Source organism: Vibrio sp. Of7-15, from assembly GCF_022347565.1.
Taxonomy (GTDB): domain Bacteria; phylum Pseudomonadota; class Gammaproteobacteria; order Enterobacterales; family Vibrionaceae; genus NORP241.
Window position 1 is genome coordinate 1 of sequence record NZ_JAKRGH010000044.1, and the last position, 21,815, is coordinate 21,815.

General features: G+C 45.0%; 40 protein-coding genes. 14 read left to right on the forward strand and 26 right to left on the reverse strand.

Annotation, left to right across the window (positions count from 1 at the left end):
* Positions 1 to 417: phage protein (locus MHO82_RS24515; protein ID WP_239189007.1), on the forward strand; the 417-nt coding region annotated here is incomplete at its 5' end.
* A gap of 73 nt (positions 418 to 490) precedes the next feature.
* Here MHO82_RS24515 and MHO82_RS24520 read toward each other — a convergent pair.
* The 24 genes from MHO82_RS24520 to MHO82_RS24635 all read right to left on the reverse strand — a co-directional run bounded on the left by MHO82_RS24520 (position 491) and on the right by MHO82_RS24635 (position 11,655).
* A complete protein-coding gene (locus MHO82_RS24520) occupies positions 491 to 937 on the reverse strand; it encodes a hypothetical protein (RefSeq protein WP_239189010.1) in 447 nt (148 codons plus the stop codon).
* 143 nt (positions 938 to 1,080) lie between these two features.
* Positions 1,081 to 1,746: a DUF4145 domain-containing protein gene (locus tag MHO82_RS24525; protein ID WP_239189013.1), complete on the reverse strand. Its 666-nt coding sequence runs from the start codon at positions 1,744 to 1,746 to the stop codon at positions 1,081 to 1,083.
* A 72-nt stretch (positions 1,747 to 1,818) separates the two neighbouring features.
* Positions 1,819 to 1,974: a hypothetical protein gene (locus MHO82_RS24530; RefSeq protein WP_239189016.1), complete on the reverse strand. Its 156-nt coding sequence runs from the start codon at positions 1,972 to 1,974 to the stop codon at positions 1,819 to 1,821.
* Between the two features lie 9 nt (positions 1,975 to 1,983).
* Positions 1,984 to 2,181, reverse strand: a complete 198-nt coding sequence (locus MHO82_RS24535; protein ID WP_239189018.1) for a hypothetical protein — start codon at positions 2,179 to 2,181, stop codon at positions 1,984 to 1,986.
* Positions 2,182 to 2,275: 94 nt separating this feature from the next.
* On the reverse strand, positions 2,276 to 2,746 hold the full coding sequence (locus MHO82_RS24540) for a virion protein (protein WP_239189020.1): 471 nt from the start codon (positions 2,744 to 2,746) through the stop codon (positions 2,276 to 2,278).
* A 4-nt stretch (positions 2,747 to 2,750) separates the two neighbouring features.
* A complete protein-coding gene (locus MHO82_RS24545; protein ID WP_239189022.1) occupies positions 2,751 to 3,140 on the reverse strand; it encodes a hypothetical protein in 390 nt (129 codons plus the stop codon).
* Positions 3,137 to 3,802 carry a hypothetical protein gene (locus MHO82_RS24550; protein ID WP_239189024.1) on the reverse strand — a complete coding sequence of 222 codons (666 nt, stop codon included), beginning with the start codon at positions 3,800 to 3,802 and terminating at the stop codon, positions 3,137 to 3,139. The genes MHO82_RS24545 and MHO82_RS24550 overlap by 4 nt, the downstream gene beginning before the upstream one ends.
* Positions 3,799 to 4,266: a hypothetical protein gene (locus MHO82_RS24555; protein WP_239189026.1), complete on the reverse strand. Its 468-nt coding sequence runs from the start codon at positions 4,264 to 4,266 to the stop codon at positions 3,799 to 3,801. Before MHO82_RS24555 ends, MHO82_RS24550 begins: the two co-directional genes overlap by 4 nt.
* A 9-nt stretch (positions 4,267 to 4,275) precedes the next feature.
* Positions 4,276 to 4,683 (reverse strand): hypothetical protein, encoded by a 408-nt coding sequence (locus MHO82_RS24560; RefSeq protein WP_239189027.1) that lies wholly within the window; start codon positions 4,681 to 4,683, stop codon positions 4,276 to 4,278.
* 3 nt (positions 4,684 to 4,686) lie between these two features.
* Complete coding sequence (locus MHO82_RS24565) at positions 4,687 to 4,899, reverse strand: LPXTG cell wall anchor domain-containing protein (protein WP_239189028.1); 213 nt, start codon at positions 4,897 to 4,899, stop codon at positions 4,687 to 4,689.
* Positions 4,896 to 5,045 carry a hypothetical protein gene (locus MHO82_RS24570; protein ID WP_239189029.1) on the reverse strand — a complete coding sequence of 50 codons (150 nt, stop codon included), beginning with the start codon at positions 5,043 to 5,045 and terminating at the stop codon, positions 4,896 to 4,898. Before MHO82_RS24570 ends, MHO82_RS24565 begins: the two co-directional genes overlap by 4 nt.
* Positions 5,046 to 5,056: 11 nt before the next feature.
* Complete coding sequence (locus MHO82_RS24575; protein WP_239189031.1) at positions 5,057 to 5,374, reverse strand: hypothetical protein; 318 nt, start codon at positions 5,372 to 5,374, stop codon at positions 5,057 to 5,059.
* 3 nt (positions 5,375 to 5,377) lie between these two features.
* Positions 5,378 to 6,229, reverse strand: coding sequence for a major capsid protein P2 (locus tag MHO82_RS24580; RefSeq protein WP_239189033.1), 852 nt, complete (start codon positions 6,227 to 6,229; stop codon positions 5,378 to 5,380).
* A 267-nt stretch (positions 6,230 to 6,496) separates the two neighbouring features.
* Positions 6,497 to 7,156 carry an ATP-binding protein gene (locus MHO82_RS24585; protein WP_239189034.1) on the reverse strand — a complete coding sequence of 220 codons (660 nt, stop codon included), beginning with the start codon at positions 7,154 to 7,156 and terminating at the stop codon, positions 6,497 to 6,499.
* Positions 7,156 to 7,644 (reverse strand): hypothetical protein, encoded by a 489-nt coding sequence (locus MHO82_RS24590; RefSeq protein ID WP_239189037.1) that lies wholly within the window; start codon positions 7,642 to 7,644, stop codon positions 7,156 to 7,158. The genes MHO82_RS24585 and MHO82_RS24590 overlap by 1 nt, the downstream gene beginning before the upstream one ends.
* 9 nt (positions 7,645 to 7,653) lie before the next feature.
* A complete protein-coding gene (locus MHO82_RS24595; RefSeq protein ID WP_239189040.1) occupies positions 7,654 to 8,115 on the reverse strand; it encodes a hypothetical protein in 462 nt (153 codons plus the stop codon).
* Positions 8,108 to 8,284 carry a hypothetical protein gene (locus tag MHO82_RS24600; RefSeq protein ID WP_239189043.1) on the reverse strand — a complete coding sequence of 59 codons (177 nt, stop codon included), beginning with the start codon at positions 8,282 to 8,284 and terminating at the stop codon, positions 8,108 to 8,110. The genes MHO82_RS24595 and MHO82_RS24600 overlap by 8 nt, the downstream gene beginning before the upstream one ends.
* A 20-nt stretch (positions 8,285 to 8,304) precedes the next feature.
* The gene (locus MHO82_RS24605) at positions 8,305 to 10,257 is read right to left on the reverse strand and encodes a hypothetical protein (protein ID WP_239189045.1); all 1,953 of its coding nucleotides are present in this window, start codon (positions 10,255 to 10,257) and stop codon (positions 8,305 to 8,307) included.
* Positions 10,244 to 10,480 carry a hypothetical protein gene (locus MHO82_RS24610; protein WP_239189046.1) on the reverse strand — a complete coding sequence of 79 codons (237 nt, stop codon included), beginning with the start codon at positions 10,478 to 10,480 and terminating at the stop codon, positions 10,244 to 10,246. Before MHO82_RS24610 ends, MHO82_RS24605 begins: the two co-directional genes overlap by 14 nt.
* Positions 10,477 to 10,659, reverse strand: a complete 183-nt coding sequence (locus tag MHO82_RS24615; RefSeq protein ID WP_239189047.1) for a hypothetical protein — start codon at positions 10,657 to 10,659, stop codon at positions 10,477 to 10,479. The genes MHO82_RS24610 and MHO82_RS24615 overlap by 4 nt, the downstream gene beginning before the upstream one ends.
* A 111-nt stretch (positions 10,660 to 10,770) precedes the next feature.
* On the reverse strand, positions 10,771 to 11,007 hold the full coding sequence (locus tag MHO82_RS24620) for a hypothetical protein (protein ID WP_239189048.1): 237 nt from the start codon (positions 11,005 to 11,007) through the stop codon (positions 10,771 to 10,773).
* Positions 11,008 to 11,009: 2 nt separating this feature from the next.
* Positions 11,010 to 11,234, reverse strand: coding sequence for a hypothetical protein (locus MHO82_RS24625; protein WP_239189049.1), 225 nt, complete (start codon positions 11,232 to 11,234; stop codon positions 11,010 to 11,012).
* Entirely contained in the window at positions 11,231 to 11,437 is a 207-nt protein-coding gene (locus tag MHO82_RS24630) for a hypothetical protein (protein WP_239189051.1), read from the reverse strand. The genes MHO82_RS24625 and MHO82_RS24630 overlap by 4 nt, the downstream gene beginning before the upstream one ends.
* A complete protein-coding gene (locus MHO82_RS24635) occupies positions 11,434 to 11,655 on the reverse strand; it encodes a hypothetical protein (protein WP_239189053.1) in 222 nt (73 codons plus the stop codon). The genes MHO82_RS24630 and MHO82_RS24635 overlap by 4 nt, the downstream gene beginning before the upstream one ends.
* A 99-nt stretch (positions 11,656 to 11,754) precedes the next feature.
* On the opposite strand from MHO82_RS24635, the gene MHO82_RS24640 reads away from it, so the two are divergent.
* Positions 11,755 to 12,018 carry a helix-turn-helix transcriptional regulator gene (locus MHO82_RS24640; RefSeq protein WP_239189055.1) on the forward strand — a complete coding sequence of 88 codons (264 nt, stop codon included), beginning with the start codon at positions 11,755 to 11,757 and terminating at the stop codon, positions 12,016 to 12,018.
* A gap of 8 nt (positions 12,019 to 12,026) precedes the next feature.
* Here MHO82_RS24640 and MHO82_RS24645 read toward each other — a convergent pair whose 3' ends face one another.
* The gene (locus tag MHO82_RS24645) at positions 12,027 to 12,395 is read right to left on the reverse strand and encodes a DUF3693 domain-containing protein (RefSeq protein WP_239189058.1); all 369 of its coding nucleotides are present in this window, start codon (positions 12,393 to 12,395) and stop codon (positions 12,027 to 12,029) included.
* 156 nt (positions 12,396 to 12,551) lie between these two features.
* Between MHO82_RS24645 and MHO82_RS24650 the strand changes: the two genes are divergently transcribed.
* The 12 genes from MHO82_RS24650 to MHO82_RS24705 all read left to right on the forward strand — a co-directional run bounded on the left by MHO82_RS24650 (position 12,552) and on the right by MHO82_RS24705 (position 21,053).
* Positions 12,552 to 12,764, forward strand: a complete 213-nt coding sequence (locus MHO82_RS24650; RefSeq protein ID WP_239189061.1) for a hypothetical protein — start codon at positions 12,552 to 12,554, stop codon at positions 12,762 to 12,764.
* 115 nt (positions 12,765 to 12,879) lie between these two features.
* Positions 12,880 to 13,083 (forward strand): hypothetical protein, encoded by a 204-nt coding sequence (locus MHO82_RS24655; RefSeq protein ID WP_239189064.1) that lies wholly within the window; start codon positions 12,880 to 12,882, stop codon positions 13,081 to 13,083.
* Positions 13,073 to 14,377: a replication initiation factor domain-containing protein gene (locus tag MHO82_RS24660; protein ID WP_239189066.1), complete on the forward strand. Its 1,305-nt coding sequence runs from the start codon at positions 13,073 to 13,075 to the stop codon at positions 14,375 to 14,377. Before MHO82_RS24655 ends, MHO82_RS24660 begins: the two co-directional genes overlap by 11 nt.
* Positions 14,365 to 14,667: a hypothetical protein gene (locus MHO82_RS24665; protein ID WP_239189068.1), complete on the forward strand. Its 303-nt coding sequence runs from the start codon at positions 14,365 to 14,367 to the stop codon at positions 14,665 to 14,667. Before MHO82_RS24660 ends, MHO82_RS24665 begins: the two co-directional genes overlap by 13 nt.
* Positions 14,668 to 14,669: 2 nt before the next feature.
* The gene (locus tag MHO82_RS24670; protein ID WP_239189071.1) at positions 14,670 to 15,089 is read left to right on the forward strand and encodes a hypothetical protein; all 420 of its coding nucleotides are present in this window, start codon (positions 14,670 to 14,672) and stop codon (positions 15,087 to 15,089) included.
* A 24-nt stretch (positions 15,090 to 15,113) separates the two neighbouring features.
* Positions 15,114 to 15,350, forward strand: a complete 237-nt coding sequence (locus tag MHO82_RS24675; RefSeq protein ID WP_239189072.1) for a hypothetical protein — start codon at positions 15,114 to 15,116, stop codon at positions 15,348 to 15,350.
* Between the two features lie 112 nt (positions 15,351 to 15,462).
* Entirely contained in the window at positions 15,463 to 17,097 is a 1,635-nt protein-coding gene (locus MHO82_RS24680) for a hypothetical protein (RefSeq protein WP_239189074.1), read from the forward strand.
* A 1-nt stretch (position 17,098) separates the two neighbouring features.
* Positions 17,099 to 17,446, forward strand: coding sequence for a DUF2523 domain-containing protein (locus MHO82_RS24685; RefSeq protein WP_239189076.1), 348 nt, complete (start codon positions 17,099 to 17,101; stop codon positions 17,444 to 17,446).
* 7 nt (positions 17,447 to 17,453) lie between these two features.
* Positions 17,454 to 18,824, forward strand: coding sequence for a zonular occludens toxin domain-containing protein (locus MHO82_RS24690; RefSeq protein ID WP_239189077.1), 1,371 nt, complete (start codon positions 17,454 to 17,456; stop codon positions 18,822 to 18,824).
* Positions 18,825 to 19,042: 218 nt separating this feature from the next.
* Positions 19,043 to 19,315 carry a hypothetical protein gene (locus MHO82_RS24695; protein WP_239189078.1) on the forward strand — a complete coding sequence of 91 codons (273 nt, stop codon included), beginning with the start codon at positions 19,043 to 19,045 and terminating at the stop codon, positions 19,313 to 19,315.
* A gap of 104 nt (positions 19,316 to 19,419) precedes the next feature.
* Positions 19,420 to 20,433, forward strand: a complete 1,014-nt coding sequence (locus tag MHO82_RS24700) for a hypothetical protein (protein ID WP_239189079.1) — start codon at positions 19,420 to 19,422, stop codon at positions 20,431 to 20,433.
* 5 nt (positions 20,434 to 20,438) lie between these two features.
* On the forward strand, positions 20,439 to 21,053 hold the full coding sequence (locus tag MHO82_RS24705; protein WP_239189081.1) for a hypothetical protein: 615 nt from the start codon (positions 20,439 to 20,441) through the stop codon (positions 21,051 to 21,053).
* A 47-nt stretch (positions 21,054 to 21,100) separates the two neighbouring features.
* On the opposite strand, the gene MHO82_RS24710 is transcribed toward MHO82_RS24705, so the two are convergent.
* The gene (locus MHO82_RS24710; RefSeq protein ID WP_239189082.1) at positions 21,101 to 21,478 is read right to left on the reverse strand and encodes a DUF3653 domain-containing protein; all 378 of its coding nucleotides are present in this window, start codon (positions 21,476 to 21,478) and stop codon (positions 21,101 to 21,103) included.
* Positions 21,479 to 21,815: the final 337 nt, after the last annotated feature.

A 21,815-nucleotide genomic window follows, 5' to 3' on the forward strand; every position in this document is an offset into this window, starting at 1 on the left:
CAAGAATTTGAGAACTATCGCCAAGGCGCGGAATTTTTTCATGTCGAACCCGTGACGGTCAAACGCTGGCTTAACGGTTGTGTCGCCCTGAATCCCATGGCGGAAAAACTGCTCATCATCAAGGCCATTGGTTACTTACCCAATGACATACGTTGGCAAGGTTTTCGGATCAATGAAGAACTGGGGATTTTCATCACGCCAGATGGCCGAGAATTCAGTCCCAAGGAATTGGCCAGTTTTGCGTATCAACGGGATGAATATCAACTGCTGTTACAATTACATGGTCATCCTGACCCCAAAGACGTGCCCAACTACCCAGCCAAGCCGAACGTGCTGCCATTTCGTGGTGGTCGTCGAATGACGGCTGCCCCGTGGATACCCACTAAACAGAAAATGAAGAAGTTAAGGCGGAAATAACGCAGATATAAAACAGCCCGCATAATGCGGGCTGTTTGTACAAAAGAGGCTTGCATTGAATACCTGAATACGATTACTGTTCCGTTTTTCGGCAGACTAAATTTACAATTTCCATTTGCACCGAGTTTGAACGAATAACAGATAAAACGTTACCATGATATTTGAATTTCAGCTCTATTGAGTGTTCATCGCTATAATTCCGAGTTACATGCCAACGATCTGGCTGTGCAATGACATATTGGTTATTTTTAGGCAATCCATTCAGTTCATATACACCAAACGAAATAATATCATTCGAAGGATATAATGCTATCTCACTTTGTGATACGACTAGTAAAGCACTCTTGTCTAGGTTACTTTCGTCTATGTAAGCACACTTCCAAATGCCAATAGCTTCACTGGTGAACCTAGATTCTCCTTCCTTTTGAATTTGCTTAAACTTTTCTGCAATTGATTCGTCACCACTAGAAAATACCACTGAAGGAAATAATATGAAAAGAATTGCTATAAATTTATACATCCACTGACTTACCTGTTAATTTAACGCTTAATTAAACAGCCCGAAACGCCCTATAAAGTTTCTGCATAGCGCCGTAACCACTGAAATGCCAGACCTGAAAATACCACACGTTGAGGGTCTGCTTGAATTGATTGTTATTACTGCTATTGCGTTAACGCTTTATTAGGCTTTTGTCTCCGCGACTTAAATTGCTGAAACCTTTCGCCCAAGGTAAATATATAAATTAAAATAGCTTCTGTTAAATCTAAACAATCTTTAGCATCAGCTTTAGTAACATTTGCGGTTATAGCGTGCGCAGCATCGTTACCAAGAGCTCTTATTTCATGGCTCCATGACAATAAACGGCTATCAATATGACCAACCTTTTTCAAGCTTTCTAGACGTTCATATAAACTGCGACCATTGGCAGTATAATTTTTACAAACAACCTCCAATGTTTTTCTACACATTAACGCGCATGGCTCATAAAGTGATGCAGAGAAGCACTTTGCGGCTTGTTCGTACGCTTCTTCGACTTCCTTTGGCAGATTAGACAAATCTTGTGACTTCATTGATGGGAATAAGACAATATCATCAACTACTGATTCAAACTCGCCAGGAATACCATAAAGAGATTGTTTAACAAAAAATGGATGTTCGCATTTATTACACAGAGAAACGTAAAAATAACTACAATTATAAGGTGAGTCTACTTCATCTATAGTACATGTCGCTTCACTATTAATTCGTCCAGCACCTTGAAGAATAACATCACTTGCCACCATCATGTTGCACTCCGGACAGAACATATCTAAACGTTCTTCTTTCAATGTAGTTTCCTATTATTCCATTAAGGCTAACAACAGATATATAAGGATCTGTTCCGTATATATCTGCTTAACTTAAAATTGGCTCTTTTCTAATTTCAGAACCCGCTCTTCTAATTTGTCGATTAATTGCTTAATCCAACGAATATCCGTTTTAATGGTGGCTGTTGTCCCGACCGCTGATGCAAATCCGGACGCAATCGCAACCATCAATGTTTGGTATATTTCCACGCGCGCACCCTATCCTTTTTTCTCTGTTCGAGCAATATCCCAAAAACCGACTAACCCCATGATTATGCTTGGTATTAGTCCCCCTAATTCCAATCCCGAGTTCGTCATGTCGATGTCAATAAGTTGAGTCTGCCCTGTCACCAATGCCGTAGCGGCAGTGCCTAGAAGGACTAAACCTGTTTTTGTGCTGCTTTCATTCAATTTCATAATAAACCTGCTTTTTTTAAGTGCTTTATGGTGTATGCGCCGATGACCATGCCCGCGACGCTTATACTGAGTTTTAAAACAATATGTCGCTTCGTCATGCTAGATCGACCCCCGCCCGCGCCGTTTTCAGCGTGTAATAGTTCCCGACTTCCATCCGTGACATGGCGTGTAACACACTGGCTAACGTGACATTGTCACTGGTGTTAATGGGCAGCGTGGCGGGGATGCCTGTCCACTTGGAGATCGTCTTTACATAGTGGTCGGTGTCGTTTTCATGGCTTGGCGCAAAACGGGCAATGATGCCTGACAGTGTGTTGATGCCTTGGCGGTTGTAACTGCGAAGGATTCGCGCGCCCGCTCGGAACCCGTAAACCGGATTGGTGAACTCTTCGAATTCGTCGTCGCTGTCAAAAACGCGCTCGCCTTGCCATTGAGTGGTGTCGCCTTCACTTTCACGAATGTTCAATGGGTTGTTGTTACGAACGCCGCGAGGCAATGATGATTTGCGCATAAAGTACAGTCCTGTGAGTGCTGCGCCGAGAACGGCAATGTGTAAAATTTTCATGGAATTACTCCAGTATTTCTCTGAGTGAAATATCGGAAATAAGGGTATCAATTTGGGTGGCCAACAAACGCGGATACGCGGAGCTGGCGGGAATGTCGATGCTGTGGCGGCCTGTGTCATAGGCCACATTGTTGAACTTCACTACTCCCTTACAGCTAAATTCGAGCCGCGCTTTAAACGGCATAAAGTTGATGGTTTGACGAAGATAGAGCCATTTAAAGATTTTTGGCGCTAACCATGTGCCGTTGCCCTTGTCTATCCAAGACACATCCAGTGTTCTGGGCTCGGCCAAGTTGTCACCGAGTTTCGGATCATGACTTAGTGTGTAAAACCAACCGGACGCGCCCGCAGCGTTTAAGCTGTGGGCGTATTGAGTGGCAATAAACTGACTCATGCGATGATTTCCGCAATGGCAAACGTCACTGGAACATCACTGGTGTTGAACGCAAACACCGCCGCCGAGGTATTGAGCACCATGCCCGCAGGCGTTTCCCGTGAACCTGTCACGGGCAAGCCTTTGGATTCATTCACCGCCGCATCACCAAGGTTCGCTGAGGCTTCGTTTTCGCTGATGTTTTGGATCAATACTTCTTTGCGGTTTGGGTTGACCGTCACCAGTTGTTTTTGCGTGTTGGGTTCCAGCGTGATCCAATCTGGTGACATTAACCCCGTGTTGACTTGCTCGCGGGTTTTCAGTACTTGGTCGGTGACTTGAACATTAACGGGCGTTGAGTCTTCCACATTGACATTCACGGGGGTGTCGTCGTTTATCTTGGCTCGGATTTCGGCCTTGATTTCACTGACGGTGGTCTCGTTGTTGTTCTGGGTGCTCAACCGCAGACTTGAGGTCTGAAAATCCACCTCAATGGCGGTGTCATGGGGGTTGGATATGGTGAGGTTGTCAAACTCCCCGATATCCACCGAATCCCCCTGCTCGATTCGTGTTGGTGCAAGGCGGTCGGCACTCAGTTCGAGTGATTTTGTGGCCCGTCTTATCAACAAAAATCGCGCGTTCGCACTGCCCACTTGACGTATTTCATTAGGTTGTAAAATCATGTATTCCTCGACATATACGCCATTGAAATCATGGCTAGCCCCATGAATCCGGCCACCGCAATGGCGACTTTAGTCATGTCTTGTGAGCTGCCCGTTTGTGATCGCGCGGCGGTGCTGTCTGACATCTTGAGCGCCGCGCGGGCGGTGACGCCTGCTTGTGCGTTGGCTTGGCCTAACGCGGCTAACGAGTCTTCATTAATGCCCCGCATGTTGTTCATGGCTTCGGTCGCGACCTTGGTGTTGCTTTCGGTCAGCTCGCCAAAGCTGTCACCCAGTGTTTCAATGGTTTTGTTGCCCAGTTCAAACGACTTTTCCACCGCGCCGTGGTCAGTGGCGGTGATATTGACGGGACCATTGACACCGGAGACGGCCACGCCGAGGTTATCCCCCTCGATGCCCGTCTGACCGCTGACGTTGGTGTTCGTTGTTGAGGTATTGCTGCTGCTCTTGCCGCCGCCTCCCATGTTGTTCTCCTATAACAATAATCGGTGGGTGGTTTCACCGTGGGCATTGACGGCCACCTGCTCAAAGCCGAACGCGGTGAGTGCTGCGCGCATTCCCTTGCGTCGAGTCTGGTAGCTGATGGACGTGTAACCCATGTGTCGTGCTTGCTTGATGATGTGGGGCGCGGCTTTGATCATGCCGCTGCCCGTCATGGCTAAGATAAAATAATCCCCAGCTGGCTCTTGCGCTTCGCCCACAAAACGCAGCTTGATGCCATCACCTGTCAGCAGGTACATTGACGCGGAGCGGTTACGCACTGAATCACAACAGTATTCATACTCGTTTTTTGCGTCGCTCACCCCGTCAAAGGCCGCTCGTATCAGCGCAAAATGCGCCTTGATGTCAGCCCGTTGCGGGCAAAGATGGAGCCATTTCATGTGTTATTTACCCTTTTTCATCACCAAAAAAGCCAGCCCCGCCACCACGATTAAGCCGACAATCGGCATCATGTTGTTGGCGTTCCCGCCCATGTTGAGCGATCCAAACTTCACGGAGTTCTGGCCGCCTTTGGACATGGCATCACCGGATTTTCCGCCGTTGGCACTAATCGGCATTGAGCCGGAATTGGTGACACCTGGTATGGATGGCATCATTGTTTGGCCTCCCAAATTTTGAACCCGATGTAGCCTGTGCCGCCGACAATGGCGGCGGTTTTAATGAAGTTGCCCGCTTTGCTGCCGGACAGTACACCACTGGTGTACGCCACGCCCGCAATGGCGAGCGGCCAAAATAATGGCATGGTGCGCTCCTTTATTTCTTCATGGCGATAACAAGTACGCCGAGTAACAGCACCACACCGCCGCCGACCATCAGCATGGTTTGTTGGCTCATGGGTTGCGGTGCGGGTTGTCGCCAGTTACCGCCCTGCGGCCTAGTGATGGCGTTGCCTTTGTTGTCGGCTTTAAGCGGCTCCGGTTGGGTATGCACTCCCGGATTGGTGGACAAATCCGACCCGAAAAAATCTTGCACGTTTCCGGTCAAATCCGAGATGTCTTCTTGCACATCGTCCAACAAGTCGGTGCCGTATTTGGTGAAGTCATCCCACAGTCCACCTACTGAAAACCCCATCCGCTACTCCTTCAAAGTCTTTTGCGCCACGGGCAACACTTCAAGGGACTCAACCAGAATGCGGATCGAACCCGGTGCTTCTTCCGTTTCCACGCTGAATTTCAGCTCAGATTTATGCGCAGTAGAAAACAGCTCATTGATGTAAAAGCCGCGCATTGTCGGGTCGAAGTGGAAACAATCAATTGGGGTTTGTTTCCATGCTCCGCGAGTGTTACGGGCTGCCAGTGCAAAGCACAGTTTAGTGCTGCATTCGTACACTTTGACGAAATCACGGAACACCGACACGTTTTTGATGCGGCCGTACTCAAAATGCATACGGCGAATGTACACGTTGTCACCCGACACCAAATTTAAAAACTCGTTTTCAGTCGAGGTGGCTTGCATGGTTTCCGGACGAATGCGCGGAATCACCAGTCGCTCAGGTTGTTTGGGTGACACCGTCGCCCAGCCTTGTATCGAGGGGTGAGTCACGTCGCTTTCGGTATCTTGATCACCAATTTCAATTTCCAACGTGATGTTGTCACCCGCTTCGGTCACCAGTGCCGACGAACGCACGCCATTTTTGGTCTTGCCCGTGATGTCCGAGAACGGGATCACAAGAAAGCCGTCGCCCATTTCTTGCTCTTTGATGTCGTCACGGCGTTTGTAGGTTTCCAACATGAGCAGCTCTAAGCCCGTCATGATGTAAATCTCTTCACCGTTCAACACCACTGCTACGCGCTTGACTTGAGACGCTTCTAGGTTGGTTTCGAGGAGAATTTCTTCGTACGTTGGCCCCACGGAAATGGTTAAGGTGGCTTTTTGGTTCCAGCCGATGCCGTTAAACGAATTCAGTTTCATTGGTACTGTAGACATGATACTGCTCCCTTAACCGATACGATCTTCAACCGCACCCACGTTGTTGGATGCCCAAACAATGCAGGTCGCAACCAGTGTTGAAATGGTCGCCACAATGGCGATGTTCTTTGGTGATAATGACATGTGTGATGTTTCCTTTTGCTATGTCGCTTGTTAATGAGCCACCAAGACTAGAAACTCGTTTCGGCCAACGACAAGCAAAAAAAATCCCGCTGGCCTATAGGTCAACGGGATTTTTCTTTTTTGGTCTGGATCACAAAATCCCTACCATCGAAGGCGGCTTTTTTTCCAACCTTCGTCATCTTGGAGAATGTAATCAAGATTTTTGAGCTGCTTGATTTCTTCGGCGGGCACCCCTGTCATTCGTTCTAGATACACGGCACTCACAGGGGATTTTTGTTTCATGATGCAGGCCAACTCACAGTTATCAATGATGGTTTTCGACACTTCCTGCCCACGCTGAAACAGATTGATGGTGTGCAGGTTGTATTTACGGCCAAGGCGCAGCAACTTACCGTGATAGCCTGTTGCTTTACCAATACTGACACTGTGTTCGGCCACTTCCTCGCAGATGATCTTCAATGCTTTGGGATGCTTGCCATCACCACACGCCCACATTACCCGACAAAAGGCATCAAAATCATCAGGGGTAGTCTCTTTAGTGGGCTGATACGCGATCTTAAATCCTTGCTTAGTTTTGCGCCCAGCCATGACCGCAGTAGCAAAGCCTTTCAAGCTGCTATAACCACGTACCACTCGCCCACAAATCGGCTCTTGATAATCATTCAGGGGATCAAAGATGGCGACTTGATCTGTCGCTTTGATAGCAAGTTTTTTAGCCGCCGAGGTTTTACCACAACCAGACTTTCCCACAGCATACATATGCCCGTTGTTTAAGGCATTGTTTGTGTTGATGGGCTGCATTAGGCGGCCTCCGCGTCGGTCTGGGCTTGCTTCGCTTCGGCCTCTTGTTTGGCTTTTTCGAGATCAGCCGCTTTGAGCTGGCGCACTTGCATGACACTGCCAAACGCCAGCGAGCCAATGGCAAACGCGGCGATGATTTCTTGCATATACTCTTTGACCCAATCCGGTGGGTTTGCGCCGTATTTGAGTATCAGAGGGGCAACTTTTTCGGCCACGTTGTTGGCCTGTTTGGCATCAAACGTAAAGTCCGGATGGAGCATCATTTTCATGCCGCCTTCAACGGCCATCAGGCCGCCAAGTGCGAGGCCGGACGCGGCTTGAAGTTCCATTTTCTGGTCGGCCTTGCTCGGCATGTCTTCCGGCTCGAAATCGTCTTCATCCAGTGAGCTGAGAAAGTCACTTTCGACCTGTTGGCTGTGGGTTTCGGTGTGCTCGTCCGCGTCGGTGTGTTGCGGTAGTGTCTCTTCTTCTAATGTGGTTACATCCATCGTCTTTCCTTAATTGCCTAACCGAACAATAGCGCCGCCAGTGGCAACACCAACAACAACGCCAGTAAGCACCGCAAACCAAGGCGCTTTCTTCTTTTTCGGCGGGCTTGTCGTTTCTGGTACTGAGCTATCAGGCTGTTGGTCTCCGCCTGTATCGTCGTGCTCGATGCATAAGTTGCCCCCGTGACTGGGTTCTTCATTTCCTTCTGGCTCGGTGGGTTCAGTGTGCTGGGTTTCGAGGGTGTGCTCATGGTTGATTAGCTCCTCTACAGTCGAAAAATAGGTGCTCATCTTGGCTTGGATGGCCGCCCCTGTTTGTTGGTTCGTACCGCAATCGTCACAGATGGAATACAGGAACTTCTTACGGGTTCCCTTTGGTCGGTGAATGGTACGAACGTTGCCACAATCACAGCGGTTGATGCCCAACACCGGATTTTTTGAATTGCGTTTCGGCATGGTCAACTTATCCATTGGTTTGGCCTCCCTGCTGTTGTTCGAGTTCCTGCAGTTTCTCGTTAACGCCTTTCATCCAGACGATGACCAAACGCAGTGGCGCGGTGAATTTGGCGAACATGAAATTGCTCGCGGCTTCTTTAACCTGCTTTTCCAGCTCTTCGGTGATTTGTTGTTGTTTTTTCATTGTTGTTATTTTTCCTTATGTTACGCAGCCAACTGCGTGTAATAGTTCTCGATGTCTTCCATGCTGGACGCGTGTCGTCTGTCTGCGTCACTGTCATCCAGCGGGATCAGATCATCACTTAAAACCGACTGCCAATAGGCGCGCCGCTCCAAGTGATGGTGATACTGGTTTTTGTAATGATGTTTTGCGGTTTGCCGAGCTTCGGCAATGTCATCTAAGTGGTCTTGGTCAGCTTTGCCAGAAATCACCGGCACTAAACTCCAACCTCGTGCCCCACATGCCCACAGTAAAAAATCGAATACCTTGTCTTCCGCGTTGTCACCTTCAAAGGCCATGCAGAACGCATTGCGCGAGCTGGCGAACACACCACGCAGGCTCATTGTTTTGCGGGTGTGGCGTTGTTGGTGCTCCAACCGAATAAGGCGGTTTTGCAACTTTTTAATGTGGTCTTGTGGTTTCTTTTCCTGCTTGGCAATGGCTAAGGCCTTCACCGTTTGTTCTTTTTGGGCAACCTGTTGGCGTAATTTCCTTTCCAGCGGTTTACGCCACTGCTCTAACTTGTAGCCACACTCTTTGATGATGGCCGCCATGTTGCTGGTCTCATAACTGGCTAAACACTCCCATGCCGGAGCGCGGGCGCTTTGGGCGATGCCGTAGCGGTTGCCTTTGATCAAACCCTGATTAGCGTTGTCGCCTTTGGCCGCGTAGCCCACCGCCTTGATGATGTAAGTTCCGGCGGCTTTTGGCTCGCGAATACGTTCAAGGTGAGCAAAGCCATTGCCCCACAAACTTTCGATGCGTTTTGCCCATGCCGAGAAGTATTTCGGCTCCACCGTCCAATTCAGCAAGATGTGTACGTGTGGGTTGGGCTCGCCATGCTCATTAGCGGGACATTCTGCGACCCAGATATACTGAAAATCGCACTCAGTGCCTTCGATTTCTGAAACCTCTAATGCCGAATACTTCTGGCCGTCGTCGGTCACTTTGCTGACGTGGTCGGTTAACCAGCCACGCTTAAACATCTTTTTGGCTCCGTTCATGAAGCGGGATACTTCACGGCCAATGGTGGTCTCGGCCACTTTGGTGACGGTGTGACTTTTCTCAGGTTTAGCCCACAATGGTGTGTATGGTCCATCAAACCCTAGTTCTGGATTGGCGGGCGCGTGCTCGGCCATGTTACGAGTAAACGACACTGGGCAACGGTCTTCATTGCCTAAGAACTGATTGCCAAACAATTTAGCCCGTTGTTGTGGTGTAAACGTCAACGTCAGAAACGTGGTGAACCCACCATGACAGGTTGCCATGTAGGCGGCACTTTCAAAAATCTTAGTCACCGAACGCTTGGTGAGTTGTTCACTGTATCGGTCACCCGCTTGTGCTTCCGGTGCGGCGCTCGATGGCGTTTGGGTGTGCAGCGCGACGCGGTATTTTCCCGACCAGTCTTGGTGCATCAACCTGACTACGCTTGGCGTGATGTTCGGCTCGATTTTCTTGGTGTTTTCAACGGGTGGCAACACCTTAGCGGTATTTTGACCCTCACCAAACGCCGCCAGTTCGTACAGGGCGTGCGCGTCTAAAATACTGTCACTGTCATGGATGATTTTTTTAGGAGCCACAGAGCGGCGAATCAGGCCGACCTTGTGGCGAATCTGCGACGATTTAGGGTGTGTCCGACTTTTGCGCCCTTGGACAAGCCTATTGTTTTCGTCACTGCGTGCCGCCGCTTCGCGGAGATGTTCAGCGTTAATGGCTGGTAAAGACTCGGCATATTCGGTTTGCTTTTTGGCAAAAAAAGCCGTGTCACGATGAACGCGATTAAACTCCCAAACTTGTTCAGGCGTTAACGGCTCACGACGTGGGCCACAAAATCCGGAACCAAAAAAACCAGCGTCGTGGCTGGCAAGGTGGCGTTTGGTTTGGTCGGCGGGTTGAACAGCCCCCGCCACGTATAAGAGATCTTTATTGCTGAGCATGGTTTTCTGCTTCTCCGAGCCCAAGCACAAACGCTTCCGATGAAAAAGCGACCCCACAGCCAGCGCGGGCACAATCACACGCTTCTTCGGCGGTGAGGACTTCAAGCCCTTTTTCAGCGATGGTCGCTTCGGTCTCACTGTCTTTCGGGACCACCAATATGTTCATGTCGCCCATAAAATACGCTTTGATGTATAAAACATTGTTGCTGCTAATTAAAATCACTGCATTGCTCCTAATGGAAGTAACCAAGAAAGTAAACCGACAAACGCCCAACCGTATAAAATCGGTACGGCGCTTTCTGACAAAACGAAGGGACGTTTATTGGTGTCTCGACCTAACCAATAGCCCAGTAAAAACAGAATGAACGCGACCAATGCGCCCCAACCTAGACCAAATTCCATTTACCTCACCCAAATAGCCAGCAAAGAAGGATAAAAAATCGAACCATCACAAACCCAACAAACACGCCTAATAGGCCGAGTGCCAGTGCTTGAACAATAATGAATAAGATTTCAGCCATGGTGTGATAACTCATGTTGAATACGAATCGCATCATTAAGGAACTGCACCGCGCATTCGTGCTCACCCGCTAAACGGTAACTGCGTGCCAGTTGCACTGATGAACGGGCTTCGTTTTTCATTAATGTGATGGTCGTTGGTGATAACGCCTGAAAGAATCGTGAAGAAACCGCCGCCCCCGTAGGGGCATTGGTCACTTGCTTAGGGATCCGTTGGTTTAATGGGTTCACAATTAACACTCCACTGGGTGTGGTGATATGCCGATGGCTTCTATTCGCTGCTGAAAGTCCTTGAATTCTTGAGCGTTATTACACTCAATAACGGCAACCACTTCCCCTTTCTTTTGTAAAAACAGATCCTTTCCATCGGTCTTACAAGCATCAAACAGGAGACCGATCTGCTCCACATTAACCGCCGCTAATAAATGTTGGCCTTCACGTATTGAACTGAATTTCATCGTATCGCGCCCCGCATTGCTCTGATGGTTTCAAGGTCTTTTTCCGCTCTTGCAATTATCTTACGCTTAGTATCTACCGCCTCTTCCATGCCATGCGCTTCAAACTCGGCTAACTCTCGGTAGTGCTCTTTTAAACGAGCGCCCATTTCAACCATGGCAGAACCCAAAGCGCTGGTTTTATCCCATTTTTCGATGATGTTCATGCCACCCCCCCTTTGCTCATCAGAGCGCGGCGGGCTTGCACTTGGAAAGCACGAGAGAAACGAAAATCGCTACAACCACTCGGCAGTTTATTTGCCGCTTTTGGTTTTGGCGTAGTGGCCGAAAGGTGTCTAAACTCAGCTTTAAGCTGTCTGATGTGTTCGAGTGGTGTCATGTCCGTATCCCCATACAAAGCAAGTCGATGTGTGCTGTGCATCATAGTGGCAAACTAAACTTACTAGCAAGATGGCCTTACTATTAGAAAACGACATTATGATCGCCTAGAATTTAACAATTGACCCAAAAATACGGCCGAGCGATGACCTACACAATTGCATTATTGAACCGAGTGAAAGCCAAGCACGAATTGACCTCCGACTACCAATTAGCAAAAATTCTTGGGGTTAGTACTGCGCGTGTGAGTAACTGGATGAATGGGAAATGCAGCTTCGATTGGGATATCGCGTTTCAAATAGCGGATATGCTGGAGCTAGACGATCAGGATGTCGTCTATAATTTATTAGAAGATAAGTATGAAAACCCTCGCTTTATCAATGCCTTACACGCTGGCGCGGCCTCCTAAGCCGCCTTTTACCAGATCGTACATAATACGCACTCAGTCGTGGAGGTATTTAACAGTAAGCTTGCCGAGGAAAATGCGCCAAGAAGCACGCTAAACGATTGTAATCCTTGGCGATTAAATTTTTTTGCGATGTTTGCCCACGCTTGTTGAGCTTTGTGAGTCTTGCTGCGGTCACTGGCTAAGTACACTAAAACTTCTTCGGCATCTAAACCTATAGTTTCAGCCATGAAAAGCGCTTCTGTTTCAGTTAGATAGCGTTCTCCAGTTCTGATTTTACAAATCTTCTGTGGTGTTACACCTAAATCATGTGCAATTTGCTTATCTTGTACATAGTTTTTAGTGGCTTTATAAGCATCTAAGATTTTATTTTGGTACATAAACGCTCCTTTGTTTTTCTCATGATAGCCCATTAGTTCCGATTTTTGTTTACTTGTAATTCCGATTTCCGTTAATTAGAGTTAACAGAAATCGGGATTTGCCAGCGGTAATCATCCGGAACAATGATTCCTACTGGCCTGTATAGAAAAAGGAAAATGTCTATGTGTGATGTGTATCAGTTAACCCAATCTGATTTGGAATTGGCACTGGAATCATTTTGGATGTTTTTCTTTTTCATTACAGCGGGTCTTTGTGTGTTGTGGTCTTTCGTAGGACATTTTTTGTGGTGGCTGATTGATTTCATGCGGGCAAAAAGTGAGATGCGAAAAACACTACGGTTACACGGTAACGCACAAGGTGATAAGTGATGGGTATTCATGGTGAAAAGGCTCGGTGATTTTCTTGTTAATTTTGGCTGCGTGATTTTTTTTGGTGGTTTGTTTTTGTGTGTGTTGGTTCTGTTTGGTTTTTTCTGAGGTGTCCATGTCTCCTACTCCGGTTTATTACGATGAGCACGATGATGGCGTTTACTGTTGCATTGACGGTGAGCCGGAATACTTCCGCAGTATGTTGGAAGTACGCATAGTGGCGAGTAATGAAGAACGCGAGTTGATTGAGATCACCGCAGAGAACTACGACGAATTGGAAGCGCAAGGCGCATTTAGGAAGAATGACGATGACTGGTAAAAAAATAATTCGCCATACGCACATTGATTATGTGTCTTTCTCTATGTCGCCTACTCTGCTGCTTCGTTTGCGTGAGATGGCCAAACAGAAAATGAAGTTCGATGTCTTGACTGTCACTGAGCAACAAAAAGCTCTTGGCCATGACATTGACAACACACAGTTAGAAAACGATTTAACCAAGCACCATTTTATTGAGGGTTTGGGGGCTGAGTTAGGTCAGCTTCGTGAGTTGGATTTTAATTCAACGGCGGAGTATGAAGCGGCGTTAACTGAGTCTCTTGATAATTCTAAGATGGTGATTGCTGAGGGTAATTTCAGTTCTTGCTATCAGGATTTAGTCGGCAATATCGGTATTGATATGCTGGACAGTCTTTGCCATTCACAGGTTGAGCAGTTCATTGCGTTGTTGAATATTGAAATTACTCACACGGGTAATATTTGGGAAGCACGCAATGACGGTAAAGGGTTTGCGGGTTACGCCCATTCGCGCAAGTTGATGGTTAATGGCAAGCAAGCGGGTTTAGTGGCTTGGGGTGCAAAAAACTACGGCTGTTATGTGTCGTTTTCGGGTCTGGGTTGTTCCGCCCTGAACATGAAAAAGTTACATGAAGCTTTAACGCATATCCCCTCGGCGCGTATCACTCGCTTGGACATTGCTCACGATTGTTACAACGGAAAATACGACGTGCACACGGCGCGCAAGATGGCCAAGCAAGGGTTGTTTGTCGGTCGTGGTAAACCGCCTTCGTACCATTTTCATGAGTCGGGCAACTTGGTCAAGCGTGATGATACTAAGCGTTACGGTTTGATACCAAGCAAAGGCCGAGCGTTGTACATGGGTGACCGTCGTAGCGGTAAGTTAATTCGCATCTATGAAAAAGGCAAACATCTGAAGTCAGAAGATCATCCAAACTGGGTGCGTTGGGAAGTTGAGATCCATAACAAACACCGTGTGATTCCGGTGGATGCGTTGTTGGAGTCCGACAAGTATTTTGCAGGTGCTTACCCTGCCCTGACTCAGCTGTTTGAGGTGTCTGAGCATTGCCCAATCAAAACAGTACGTAACGCTTTTTATACTTCGGTGGAAAATGCGTTGGGTCATGCCAAAGTGCAGTTTGGTAAAACGGTGAATTTCATGAGCAACATCATGGGCTTGTCACCGTATGAGATTGTTGAGCGGTTAACGGCGGGGCTGGATGAAACCGACCTGCCCGAACGCTTGAACATTCCTATTATTCAATCCCATTTTGGGGAAGTTGATACGTTTGAGGATAATTGTTTATGTCAGGTTTAAAAGTGTTGGTGATTGGTGCTGAGTTTAATCAGGGTGTCAGTAAAGCAGGTAAAGATTTTGCGTTTGCGGTTGTGACGTATCTAGTGCCTAAAGAGTCTCATACTAGTGATAAAGCCACGTTTCAAAAGTGCGGTCTTGAAGAAAAGAGCATTGATATGATGTTCGATTTTAATGTTTATCAAGAGTTTGCGGCGATTGCAAATAAGTTTCCTTGTGAGCTTGAGTTGCAGTTAGCACCGAACCCAAAAGACCCAATGCGTAATGCCGTTGGTGGTTTCAAGGTAGTGTAACGATGACTCAATGTGTGGTGTGGAACAGCCGAAAAAATCAGTTCAATTATTTGGATTTGGCGGAATATGGTATCCCTGCTGATGCCTGTGTGAGCCATGATTTTGTGCCGGTGACCACCACGCAGTTTGGTGAGTATTTGGCGTTGATTGATGCGGAGTTTAGTTCGGCCTGCTTGGTCATGACGCGCAACGATCAATTGGTTATTTCGGATAAAGCGGCGGGCAACTGTGTGTCTTATGACGGTTTTTCGCCCTTGTCCCAACAAGAATTTAGCGCCTATCAAGCGCTGATGTCTTCGCCTTCGGGCAATCAATCCATCGTGATTAATAGTGACTTGTATGTGTTGGTCTCTGGGTACATTTTGTTGTCCTTCTTTAGTGGTCATGTGCTTGGCAAGATATTAAAACGTTTGGGTAAATAAACTTAACTATAAAGAGATACGATTATGAAAAAGCTTGTTTCAGTTCTAAAAAATGCAAAAACAAAAACCGCAGCAGTTGCAACGGCGGCTTTGGCTTCTGGCTCGGCGATGGCCGCAGATCCAGCGAACCCAGTGAAAGATTCGTTGGATGCCGCGATTGCAGCGGGTCAATCTAACTTCACGATTGTGGTGGTTGGTGCGATTGGTCTGGCGGCGATTGGTTTCGGTATGGGCATGATCATTTCGGCCATGCGTAAATAATGGCGGCGCTGGTTTCCGATGTTGCCAGCATTGGTTTAGGTGTAGCCATGGCTTGGTCATTTGTCCAAGGTATTTACACTGGTGTCAACGCCTCCTAGTGGGGCGTTTTTTTTTGGTTGCAGAAAATCCCCTTCTTTCTTTTTCTTCTTCTTTTGATGGCAGATTTTTTTGGTTTGACGGCTGGCCGAGTCAGGAACGCGGCGGTGGTCAGATTTTTTTGATGGCAATTGAGGTGTGTATGATTCGTTGGTTGTGGTTGGTGTTGTTGTTTGCTCCGTTGTCATCGTGGGCGAAATTGTGTCCCGATGGGCAATTTGAAGTTATTAATACGGGTTTGCATGAATGTGTGGATTCGTGTCCGGTGGGCTATTTTGAGTTGGTGTCACCGACAGGAACGCCTACATGTAGGACGGCGTGTCCAGCTCAACAGCAGCGTACCATGAGTTGGAACCCTAAAATTGATGGTGAAGATCCCAAAGGCTACTGTCATAAACCGGATAACAGCACCAAACCGTTTGAGTATGGTGTGTACGGTTGTGACATGAAGGTGTATCAATCCATTTTGTGTTTTGCGTCGGGGGATTCTTGTCAAGCTAAGTTCAGAAATACGGGGGAGCTGTGTACAGTAGCAGGTCCGTATGGGGGAACCATCCCCGACCCAACTCCTGACCCTGAGCCGGAACCGGATCCACCCAACCCTGACCCGCCACCGTCACAAACTGGTGGTTATGGGGACTCGAATACCATGCCGCAATTCAATGCCGAGTTAGATCGTTACGGTTGTTTCTCTACCACCGATGGGTTTGTGAGCTCTAAGTGTTTTGGTAGTTTGAATTCGATTTCTTTACAAAATGCCAGTGTGAATTATTTTAATGCGGGTCGTCTTGGTGCTATCAATGACAATATAACCAACACGGTTGGACAGCTTCAGGCGCTTCGTCAAACGGTTGAGAATTTGGATTTAACGCTGGAACCACAAGATGTGGATACAACATTAGATGTTGAGCGTAATCGCTACTTGTCTGAGTTATTAAAAAGTGTGGGTACATCGGGGGATTCGGGGTCTGGCTCTGAAGTGGATTTAACCACCACAGAAAAGTTACTGGGCTATACGGTTGATAATTTGGCTAACATTTATCGTGGCACCAGTGGTACGCATCACTTTTCGGCTCAAATTGCTGAACATGTTAGACAGTTAGAATTGCGTTCGAGGGATTCTGGCTCTGGCGGTGGTTCGGGGGAAGCGTCGGATTTAACGCCTGTTGTGGATTCGGTGGATTCGCTGAGTAACAAAGTGAAAAATGTGAAACGTGAATTAACTCGAATTAAAGAAAATAACCAAGCGGGGTTTGATTCGGTGGTGACGGCCATCAATGGCATTTCAGTCAGTGGTGGAACGTCTACGCTCCCAACGGGACCGGATGCGCACTCCCCGACTTCGGGCATTAACTTTGATGATAATTATTTATATTCACCGGATGCGTTAACAAAATTAAATAATGAAATTGATGATTTGAAATTAGAATATAAAAATATAGCCACAGAATTTAAAAATAATTTTTCTTTTGCGTCTAATTTAGAGCGCGGTGAATATGAAGAGAGAACATTAGATTTATCGATTAATGGTAATGAAGTTCATTATGAAGTTAGTACCTTGAAACATTTATTGGATTATAAAGCGATAATATATTCGGTTGTTGTATTGGGCTTTGGGTTAATGGCCTTATATTCTGCATTGAGGATTTAATATGGATTTTATCTATGAAAGTTTAAAAAGCGTCATGGATGCGTTATCGGTTATTCCTGACTTTTTTAATGCACTGCCTGATTTATTTGTTGAGTTCATGGCCTATATTAATCTGTGGTATTTAAAATTAAAATTTTCGGCTCAAATTGTGGTTCTTCGTATTTCTTACGAAACGGCTTTATTGTTATTAAAGGAAATTGGTTTTAATACCATGCTGGAAACTTTATTTAATAAGTTGCCTTCTGAGCTTCGTTTTTATGCGTTTGAGTTTGGTTTTGTGGATGGTATTACGTTGTATTTTAATGTGGTGACAACGGCCTTTGTCATGAGAATGAGCAACTGGAGTTAATGGGACGATGGCAATAACGATAAGAACGGGGGCAAATGGCTCCTACAAATCGGCGTATGCGGCGTGGTTTACTATTTTGCCAGCATTAAAGGCGGGTCGTGTTGTGGTGACGAATTTCGAAGGCATGGAACCTTTGCATATTATTGAACAGCGATTAGATATTAAATTTCCCAGCACCGCTAAATTAATTCGTATATTTTCACGCTCTGAAAAAGGTATTCGGTTGTGGCATCATTTCTTCTGTTGGTGTCCTTTAAATGCATTAATTGTGATTGATGAGTGTCAGGATTTATATTCTCGTAATATTGGTTTTGATATGAAGAAAATAACGTATAAGCCTATTGAGGATTTTAAAGACGATTTGCCGGATTGGTATATTCCCTTTTTTCATTCTCGTCATGTTCCTGTGAATATGTCCGAATTAAAGCCGTCGGAAATAGATGATTGTGAGCAAGCGGAATATACGCCTGATGGTCGTATTATTTATCCTTTGACTTTTAATGAAGGGTTTACTCGTCACCGGAAATACAATTGGGATATTGAATTATTATCACCGGATTGGAAGCAAATTGATTCGGCAATGAAAGCGTGCTCTGAACAATCGTTCTTCCATAAAAATAATGATGGTTTCTTTTGGTCTAAGCGTAAGCCGTATGTGTATAAGCATGATAAGTCGGTTGCCACTACGTCACTACCCAAAGGAAAAGATCCTAACTTATTAAAAGTTCATGTGCCGTTGGATGCGCACTTGCTTTATAAGTCCACCGGAACGGGGCAAACCACACAATCCGGCGGTATGAATGTGCTGTTTAAAAGTCCAAAGATCATTGGTGCTTTGGTGTTGTCTGTTTTTTGTTTGGGGTATTTTGTTTATGCGTTATCCAGTTTGGTTTTTGGTGGCTCTGAGGAAGTGGAAGAACAGGGAGCGCCGAGCGTGGCCGCTTCGCAATCAGCTCAGCAAGTTGATGCACTTCCCGCTTCGATTCCTGCGGTTTCTGATGTTTTACCTGATGGTGGGGATAGCCATTCGACTGTTAACAATGAGTTCGTTCAGCCTGTTCTTGTGAATACGGTGCCGGATTTTGTGCCGATAGAATCGTTAGTGGGTTTGTACATGACCTCGTTCACGTATGTGTACCCCAAAGACAAGTACGGGGAAGTCACTACCCGACTTTCTTTACGTGCTAAAACGTTACAAGGTGATTTTCATATTAATGATCGTTTCTTGAAGCGGTTTGATATTGCTTATCATGTTTTGGATGAGTGCTTGTTAGAGCTGACTCATTCAGGGCGCAGTTTCTTGATTGGTTGTCCGCCCACTTCTGCGGCGGCGGCTCTCCCTTCTGACTCATCCACTCCTTCGGTGAATCTGTTCTAAGTTTGCTGCTTGGCTGGCGTTCATTGAAACAATGGAGCGAGACTGAGCGGAGGTGTTGAAATGAAAAGCCAGCATAGAGTGCTGGCTTTTTTGATGGCACTATTTTTTGTCTTTGCGGTTGGCCGCCGCCGGAACGCGAGCGCACTAACTTGGTTTTGATTGCATTTTGTTTCCAGGAACAAATTGGAATGATGGCATTTTATCAAAATCCGGTTTTGATGAATCAGATTTGGATTCTGCCACACTGGGAAAATTCAAAGCTACTGCACACCAGTCATGCCCTCATGGTGCTCGGTGCTCTGCTCCCGCTCAGTGTGTTGTCTTGGGTTGGGGTCTTGAGGTTTGGCCGCGTTCCAGAAAAAGCCTTCCTTCTGCTGGACGCTCTTCACGACCTTTATGTTGTTTTTCTTGATGAGGTTTATTGCTGTGCTGCTTGGTTATCGGGTCGTGGCTGCGGCGGACGCATCACCCCGTATAGTAAAACGGGGTGAAAGTTTTTATTCGTTGTGCTTTGCGTATTATTACTTAGACATATAAGTGAAGTGTATTGTAAAATGAGTGCTTATATTTTTTGAGTCTTAAGGCGTTGACATTAATGAAAAAATTAGAATTTGGTAATTACACTTTGAAGTTTGGTGAAAACAAGGTGTTATTAGATTGTTATGAAGATGTGGTTTTGCCGTCCTTCATGGAAATGAGACATATAAGAAAATTTAAAGATGTTTCTGAATTCTTTTTCATAGATACGCAGGTAATAAAATTAAATGACGATGATAAAGAGCCCGTAATTGGAATTACTGGACGTATTGTAAAAAATACAAAATTAAAACGTGAACAAATATTTCGTGAAGATGAAATTGTAGAAGATATAAGTGAATTAGAAACAGCACCTAGTTCAACATTTTTATTAATATTAAATAACCATAGATTAATTTTATGTAAAGAAGTTCCAGGTGCTCCTACAATAAAGAACTTTGAATCTACAAGCTCATATTTTTTAAAAAAAGAATATATAAATTATATTGATACCCAACATTCTACTTTCGAAGAAGCTCGTAAAAATAACCCTGATTTACCTAGAGTAACAAAGGCTAGTTTACGCATAGAAACACCTCACCCAAAACTTCGTATTACTCCTTTGTCAAATAAGGAAGATTTACTAGATTTTGTAAATAGATTTAAAAAAATTGACTCTGTATCTATTACTTTATTACCTACTAACAAAGAAGAAATTGATAATGATGATTTCTGGTCAGACCTAAGTAGCCGACGAGAAGAGATGAATAGTAGCTCAGCAAAAGTTTCATTTACAAATAATAAAGATGGCTTGGATTCTTCTTCTGTATATAAGCAAGCCAATTCTGCTTCATCTTTAGGTAATTCAGAAATAAAGCTTAAAGGCTCTGATAATGAAGGGGATACTATCAGGGGTAGTAATGAGGATTTCAGCTTGAGCATTGAGTTAGGTGATATATCTCGTAACCCAATAAGGTCTGCTAAACGAAAGTTTGAACTCTTTATGTCTCTTGCTGATAACGGTTCTATTAGTTTGCCAAAACTTTCTCAAGAAGTGACTGATAGAATAAAAGTTATATTTAATAGGCTTTAATAATTATGTATAAATTTAATGATAGCGAACTTACTAGTGAAAAATCATTATGGGATATATATAAATTATCTCGTAGAATATCATCAAACAAATTTAATATGTCACTAATTACTTTTGTATTGATTTTACTTTCTATTAATTCATTTTATCTTGAATCTGACACTGCGGTTATATTAAAAAATACACGAGATTGGGCATCTCAAGGTTTTAATTTTTCTATAACAACATTAGGTTTTTTAATTGCTGGTTTTACAATTTTTGCTACTTTGTCAAAACCAAGAATGATGTTGGCAATGATGGATCATACTAATCCAGATACCGGAATTCCTACTTTAAAGTATAATTTCTTTGCTTTTATGAAAGTATTTATTGCTTATATTTCTTTAGCGGTAATATATCTTCTTGTTGTTCTTCTTGGTCAAAAAAATGGTTTCATTTCAAATGTTATTGAATTGCTACCTAAATCAAATTGTATAAAATACTTTTTAATAAACATCTCATATGTATTTATTGGGTCTAGTTTTGTTTATTTGCTTTTATTATTAAAAACGTTTGTATTTAATATATATACTATCGTAATGAACTCGCTGCGGTGGGAATATTTCACTATGGAAAAATAGCGGATTTTAATGAAAAGCACCAATATTCACTTGGTGCTTTTCATATATTATTTGTTTATAACTTCAATCTTCCTTATTGCTCTTAGATACCGAGCTAATTTAACCAAAACTTCATGCTCAGGCTTTGCAGCTATCTCTAAAACAGCTGCAGCAGTTAACACTTGTTGTGCTTCTAGTGCTTCACCAGTAGGTAAGACAAGTCGATCAGACTGCATGTAAAAACCTTCCCATTGTTTGCTGTCTCCTAATCTGCGGCTGCAATACATCTTCATAAGGCGTTTACACTCAGGTGGTATGGCTTTTCCTTTATCCCATAACTTGACCGTCCTCACACTTTTAAAACACAATTCAGCAGTCATTTCGATGGATAAACCACACTTGTAAAATCGGAAATAGTAATTTTCAGTCATATCTTTACGGTTCATGCAATACTTCTTCATTTGCGAAAAAGTAATTGACCTTACAAATACTTACCGTGTTTTACATAACCTCACATAATACGCACTCGCGTAAGTTATTGTAACATTTGGATTAAGGTCAGCTATTTTGTAAACGATGACTTATTTTTTCTATGTTCATCAACCAGTTATTCTCATTTCTTTGTATTTATCTCCATTTCAATTGTCTGTATCTATGTGTCCAGTAAATTTGGCACACTTCGGCCATTATGTCACTTTTGGCCGTTTCATCGCTTTTGTCGATTAAAACCCGATTTACCCATCGATAAAAACCATCAAAAGAAAAAAAGAATCGTGAGGTTTA

Bases quoted from the DNA above. Each gene is read 5' to 3' on its own strand.
- MHO82_RS24685 (WP_239189076.1), top strand. From the start codon at position 17,099: ATGGATTTTATCTATGAAAGTTTAAAAAGCGTCATGGATGCGTTATCG.
- MHO82_RS24555 (WP_239189026.1), bottom strand. From the start codon at position 4,266: ATGGGAGGCGGCGGCAAGAGCAGCAGCAATACCTCAACAACGAACACC.
- MHO82_RS24590 (WP_239189037.1), bottom strand. From the start codon at position 7,644: ATGGATGTAACCACATTAGAAGAAGAGACACTACCGCAACACACCGAC.
- MHO82_RS24655 (WP_239189064.1), top strand. From the start codon at position 12,880: ATGTCTCCTACTCCGGTTTATTACGATGAGCACGATGATGGCGTTTAC.
- MHO82_RS24645 (WP_239189058.1), bottom strand. From the start codon at position 12,395: ATGTACCAAAATAAAATCTTAGATGCTTATAAAGCCACTAAAAACTAT.
- MHO82_RS24540 (WP_239189020.1), bottom strand. From the start codon at position 2,746: ATGAAAATTTTACACATTGCCGTTCTCGGCGCAGCACTCACAGGACTG.
- MHO82_RS24600 (WP_239189043.1), bottom strand. From the start codon at position 8,284: ATGAAAAAACAACAACAAATCACCGAAGAGCTGGAAAAGCAGGTTAAA.
- MHO82_RS24625 (WP_239189049.1), bottom strand. From the start codon at position 11,234: ATGAAATTCAGTTCAATACGTGAAGGCCAACATTTATTAGCGGCGGTT.
- MHO82_RS24710 (WP_239189082.1), bottom strand. From the start codon at position 21,478: ATGAACCGTAAAGATATGACTGAAAATTACTATTTCCGATTTTACAAG.
- MHO82_RS24690 (WP_239189077.1), top strand. From the start codon at position 17,454: ATGGCAATAACGATAAGAACGGGGGCAAATGGCTCCTACAAATCGGCG.
- MHO82_RS24605 (WP_239189045.1), bottom strand. From the start codon at position 10,257: ATGCTCAGCAATAAAGATCTCTTATACGTGGCGGGGGCTGTTCAACCC.
- MHO82_RS24650 (WP_239189061.1), top strand. From the start codon at position 12,552: ATGTCTATGTGTGATGTGTATCAGTTAACCCAATCTGATTTGGAATTG.
- MHO82_RS24660 (WP_239189066.1), top strand. From the start codon at position 13,073: ATGACTGGTAAAAAAATAATTCGCCATACGCACATTGATTATGTGTCT.
- MHO82_RS24520 (WP_239189010.1), bottom strand. From the start codon at position 937: ATGTATAAATTTATAGCAATTCTTTTCATATTATTTCCTTCAGTGGTA.
- MHO82_RS24675 (WP_239189072.1), top strand. From the start codon at position 15,114: ATGAAAAAGCTTGTTTCAGTTCTAAAAAATGCAAAAACAAAAACCGCA.
- MHO82_RS24705 (WP_239189081.1), top strand. From the start codon at position 20,439: ATGTATAAATTTAATGATAGCGAACTTACTAGTGAAAAATCATTATGG.
- MHO82_RS24635 (WP_239189053.1), bottom strand. From the start codon at position 11,655: ATGATGCACAGCACACATCGACTTGCTTTGTATGGGGATACGGACATG.
- MHO82_RS24585 (WP_239189034.1), bottom strand. From the start codon at position 7,156: ATGCAGCCCATCAACACAAACAATGCCTTAAACAACGGGCATATGTAT.
- MHO82_RS24545 (WP_239189022.1), bottom strand. From the start codon at position 3,140: ATGAGTCAGTTTATTGCCACTCAATACGCCCACAGCTTAAACGCTGCG.
- MHO82_RS24695 (WP_239189078.1), top strand. From the start codon at position 19,043: ATGAATCAGATTTGGATTCTGCCACACTGGGAAAATTCAAAGCTACTG.
- MHO82_RS24565 (WP_239189028.1), bottom strand. From the start codon at position 4,899: ATGATGCCATCCATACCAGGTGTCACCAATTCCGGCTCAATGCCGATT.
- MHO82_RS24615 (WP_239189047.1), bottom strand. From the start codon at position 10,659: ATGGAATTTGGTCTAGGTTGGGGCGCATTGGTCGCGTTCATTCTGTTT.
- MHO82_RS24595 (WP_239189040.1), bottom strand. From the start codon at position 8,115: ATGGATAAGTTGACCATGCCGAAACGCAATTCAAAAAATCCGGTGTTG.
- MHO82_RS24570 (WP_239189029.1), bottom strand. From the start codon at position 5,045: ATGCCATTATTTTGGCCGCTCGCCATTGCGGGCGTGGCGTACACCAGT.
- MHO82_RS24550 (WP_239189024.1), bottom strand. From the start codon at position 3,802: ATGATTTTACAACCTAATGAAATACGTCAAGTGGGCAGTGCGAACGCG.
- MHO82_RS24640 (WP_239189055.1), top strand. From the start codon at position 11,755: ATGACCTACACAATTGCATTATTGAACCGAGTGAAAGCCAAGCACGAA.
- MHO82_RS24580 (WP_239189033.1), bottom strand. From the start codon at position 6,229: ATGTCTACAGTACCAATGAAACTGAATTCGTTTAACGGCATCGGCTGG.
- MHO82_RS24535 (WP_239189018.1), bottom strand. From the start codon at position 2,181: ATGAAATTGAATGAAAGCAGCACAAAAACAGGTTTAGTCCTTCTAGGC.
- MHO82_RS24665 (WP_239189068.1), top strand. From the start codon at position 14,365: ATGTCAGGTTTAAAAGTGTTGGTGATTGGTGCTGAGTTTAATCAGGGT.
- MHO82_RS24700 (WP_239189079.1), top strand. From the start codon at position 19,420: ATGAAAAAATTAGAATTTGGTAATTACACTTTGAAGTTTGGTGAAAAC.
- MHO82_RS24560 (WP_239189027.1), bottom strand. From the start codon at position 4,683: ATGAAATGGCTCCATCTTTGCCCGCAACGGGCTGACATCAAGGCGCAT.
- MHO82_RS24670 (WP_239189071.1), top strand. From the start codon at position 14,670: ATGACTCAATGTGTGGTGTGGAACAGCCGAAAAAATCAGTTCAATTAT.
- MHO82_RS24575 (WP_239189031.1), bottom strand. From the start codon at position 5,374: ATGGGGTTTTCAGTAGGTGGACTGTGGGATGACTTCACCAAATACGGC.
- MHO82_RS24630 (WP_239189051.1), bottom strand. From the start codon at position 11,437: ATGAACATCATCGAAAAATGGGATAAAACCAGCGCTTTGGGTTCTGCC.